The 3,565-nt window shown below is 71.2% G+C and carries 4 protein-coding genes; 2 read left to right on the top strand and 2 right to left on the bottom strand.

Translation table 11 applies throughout. The features are described 5' to 3' along the window. Positions 1-165: 165 nt before the first annotated feature. A complete protein-coding gene (locus AC08OU_RS22755; protein WP_476605754.1) occupies positions 166-360 on the bottom strand; it encodes a hypothetical protein in 195 nt (64 codons plus the stop codon). Between the two features lie 229 nt (positions 361-589). Between AC08OU_RS22755 and AC08OU_RS22750 the strand changes: the two genes are divergently transcribed. Together AC08OU_RS22750 and AC08OU_RS22745 are read left to right on the top strand one after the other, a co-directional pair. Beyond that, positions 590-1,759: an MFS transporter gene (locus AC08OU_RS22750; RefSeq protein WP_476605753.1), complete on the top strand. Its 1,170-nt coding sequence runs from the start codon at positions 590-592 to the stop codon at positions 1,757-1,759. 89 nt (positions 1,760-1,848) lie between these two features. Next, entirely contained in the window at positions 1,849-2,367 is a 519-nt protein-coding gene (locus AC08OU_RS22745; RefSeq protein WP_476605752.1) for a hypothetical protein, read from the top strand. Between the two features lie 298 nt (positions 2,368-2,665). Here AC08OU_RS22745 and AC08OU_RS22740 read toward each other — a convergent pair. Beyond that, positions 2,666-3,565, bottom strand: a 900-nt coding sequence (locus AC08OU_RS22740) for an ABC1 kinase family protein (protein ID WP_476605751.1), incomplete at its 5' end; no start/stop codon positions are given.

The raw sequence follows: 3,565 nt of genomic DNA, 5'->3' as shown, positions 1-3,565 counted from the left end.
CCGCCCGGGGTGGTGCTCCGGTGTGCCCGGCGAGGAGTTCATAGCGGAGCTATGGGCGACGAGGCCGGGTGCGGCGGAGCACCACACCGGGCGGCCCGCAGTAGGCGGGGAATTCCAAAACAGGCTCTGAGAGCCTGCACAGCCTGGGCGGCCCGACTGGCGCGCTCACCATCGGGCGCGGTTCAGCCCGGCCTCGATCTCGTGGAGGTGGGTGCGGGCGCAGCCGTCGCAGTCCCACACCTCCTGGTGGTCGATAACGGACCATGCGCCCGTGATCCGGGCCCGTTCGCGCGGTGCCGTCGTCCCGCATCCCCGGCAGACGCACAGGTCTTCCCGGGTAGCGGTGCCCTGCGAGGTCATAGGACTCCTGCGGTTGGTGTCGGGTTTCCTTCCCCAGAGTACGCCGACGCGATTACGGAAACATCAACTGTCATCACTCTGGGCGATACGCCGGTGTCATCGTCCCGTTTCCTTCCGGACATCGATGCGCCACCTGAGTGTTATCCCGCCGACGCTGTCGCAGCGCGTGACATCTCATATATTGGATAATCAGTCTCGCTATGAGGACACCGCGTCGTACCGTTCCGGCATGCACGAAGGGGTTCGCCGCTGGGCGGTGCTGGGCGTCGGGATGGCGGCGTTGATCTCGGTCTGCGCCTTCGCGTACGGGTTGCCGTTCCTCGTCCCGGCACTGCGGTCGTCGGGCCTGTCGCTCGCGGAGGCGAGCCTCCTGATCTCGGCACCGACCGCTGGCATCCTGTCCGCCCTCGTCGCGTGGGGAGCGGCCACCGATCGAGTGGGGGAGCGGCGCGTCCTGCTGACCGGGGTCACCGCCTCGACCGTGCTGCTCGCGACGGCGAGCACCGTCACCGACACGCTGGTGCTCGGTGGCCTCCTGTTCGCCGCGGGCGCCGCCAGCTCGTGCGTCCAGGTGGCCAGCGGTCGGCTGATCCTCGGGTGGTTCGCACCCCGGGAGCGCGGCCTGGCGATGGGGCTGCGGCAGACCGCCCAGCCGCTCGGCGTCGCGCTGGCGGCGTTGGCCCTCCCGCAGCTCGGCGAGCACGGACTGGGTCCCGCGTTCGGGTTCCTGGCCGGTTGCACCGGCCTCGCAGCCGTGGGAATCCTGCTCGTCGTGCGCGATCCGGAGGCGGCGTCGACCGCCGCCACGCCGGCCGGGACGCCGTATCGGGGTGCGTACCTCTGGCGCGTCCACGCGGCGAGCACCCTGCTGGTGGTCCCGCAGTTCACCGTCGCCGCGTTCGCGTTCGACTACCTGGTCCACGACCGCTCGTGGGCCGCCGGGCCGGCGGGTGCGCTGCTCGCCGTCGCGGGGGTGGCCGGCGGTGGCGTGCGGCTGGCCGCCGGCTGGTGGTCGGACCGGGTGCACAGCCGCCTGCGACCGATGCGCGTGCTTTCGCTGTGCACGTCCGTCGTCCTGCTGGGACTCGCCGCGAGCACCCTGTGGGGAGCCCCGGTTGCCCCGCCGCTCCTGGCGTTCGCCGCCGTCCTCACCGTGAGCACGAACGGCCTGGCCTTCACGGCGGTCGCGGAGCGTGCGGGGCGGTTCTGGGCGGGCCGGGCACTCGGCGTCCAGAACACTGCCCAGAACCTGGCCGCCGCCGCGACTCCGCCCGCCGTCGCAGCCATGGTCTCGGCGGCGGGGCCCGCGGTGGGCTACGCGGCCGCGTTCGGGGCGATCGTGGCGTTCCCACTGGTCGCGGCGGCGGTCGTTCCGGTCACGGGCGAGCGCGCATTCTAGTGTGCGCCACCCCATCTTTTCCTTCCGGTCGGGGCGGGTCTGACAGAGTTCGGGGCATGGGAAGCAAATCGGCTGAGAAGCCGGATGGGGTGAGTGGCGCCGAGACCCGGGTGGCGGCCGGCGTGCTGGTCGTCATCGTGCTCGTGGTCGGGCTGATCTTCCTGTTCGTCAGGGCGCTTTCGGCTTCGTTCCCGCACGACCCGTCCTTCACCCTGCCCGGTGAGCAGACACGACGGCTGCCGGCCGGCACCTACGCCGTCTACGTGTCGCTGTCGGGCTGGTCGGGGGACGGCGACCTGCCCGTGCGGATCCAGGTGACCGGCGACGGTGGCCGGGCGGTTGTGCTCCAGCGCGACGTCCGCGCACCCGACCTGCAAGAGCCGGGCGAGGGCGGCGAGTTCTACCGAGACCACGGCCGGTTCACGGTTCCCGCCGCAGGGACCTACACCGTCGCCATCACCGGGGGCGACGGGCGCAGGGCTCTGGTGACCGCTCCGCGTTCGCGTTGGCAGCAGTGGGGGCCCGTGCTGCTCGCCGTCGGAGCGATAGTGAGCGTGCTGCTCGTGTTCGCCGGCGCTGCCCGTCTTGCCGGCCGCCGCCGTGCCTAGTGCGGCGAACGTTAGCGGTCACCGCACTAGCGATGCTCGCGCCCGCCACCACGTGGTTGGCTAGGCCCAGCCAACCTCTGAACCTCACCCGTTCGCGCTGCCGTGTACCGAGTGCCGTGCTGGTGGCCACGCGGTCAGGTTGTCGCCACTGGGCTCGGTACAAGTGCGCCGTAACCGTTTGCGACATCGATGTCCGTCGACTTTTACCGAGTCTGGTGGCGACGACTCCTCACCACGCTCCCGCAGGCGTCGGCCCACGAGGACCCGCTCGCCACGGCGAGCGTTGGTGGTCACCGCACTAGGCGAAGCCCGGCAGCCAGTCGGCGAGGACGTCGGCCACGGGGATCTCGCCGTCGATCTGGCACAGCACCGCGATACCGCCGATCCAGACCCGGTGGATCAGTAGGTACTCCGGCGGGAGGTTGAGCTTCAGCCCGACCGTCCACTGGGGTCGCCGCGGGTCGTTCACGTGCATGAACAGGTCCCTGATCCAGGCACGGTCGAAGCGCCACGTCTCGTGCCGCGCGGGCTCGATGAACGGGTCGAGGTACTTCATCAGCGCGTCGCCGTCGATCTCGATCGAGTGCTTGATGAAGCCCTCCTCGCGCAGCCCGGCCACGACCGCGTCGGCGTCACCGCGCAGGGCGAGACCGAGCAGGCGGCCGATCTCGGGCGGCATCCCCTCGGGGAGGCGCTTGACCGCGCCGAAGTCCAGGACGCCGAAGCGCCCGTCGTCGAGAAGGCGGAAGTTGCCCGGGTGGGGGTCGGCGTGCAGCAGCCCGGCGCGCGCGGGTCCGGCCAGCAGGAACTCCATGTACCGCCGTCCCCCGAGGTTCCGCTCCTCCGGGGTCCCGGAGGCGATCAGGCGGGAGAGGGCGACGCCCTCCAGCCACTCGCTGATGATGATCCGTTCAGTGGACGAGATGACGTCGGGGATCGCGAAGACCGGGTCGCCACGGAACGCCTTCGCGAACTGGGACTGGGCGTCGGCCTCCAGGCCGTAGTCGAGTTCCTCGACGACGCGGGCCTTCAGCTCCTCGAGGATCGGCTTGATGTCCAGTCCCGGGACCCACCCCGCCGCCACGCGCGCGACGCGCGTGACCTGGTTCAGGTCCGAGATCAGCGCGCCCGCCGCGCCCGGATACTGGATCTTCACCGCCACCGGGCGGCCGTCACGCCAGACGCCGCGGTGCACCTG

This window comes from Frankia sp. CcMO1 (assembly GCF_977945845.1).
The sequence above is the reverse complement of the archived record's forward strand: the minus strand, read 5'-3'. Positions and strand labels throughout refer to the sequence as shown.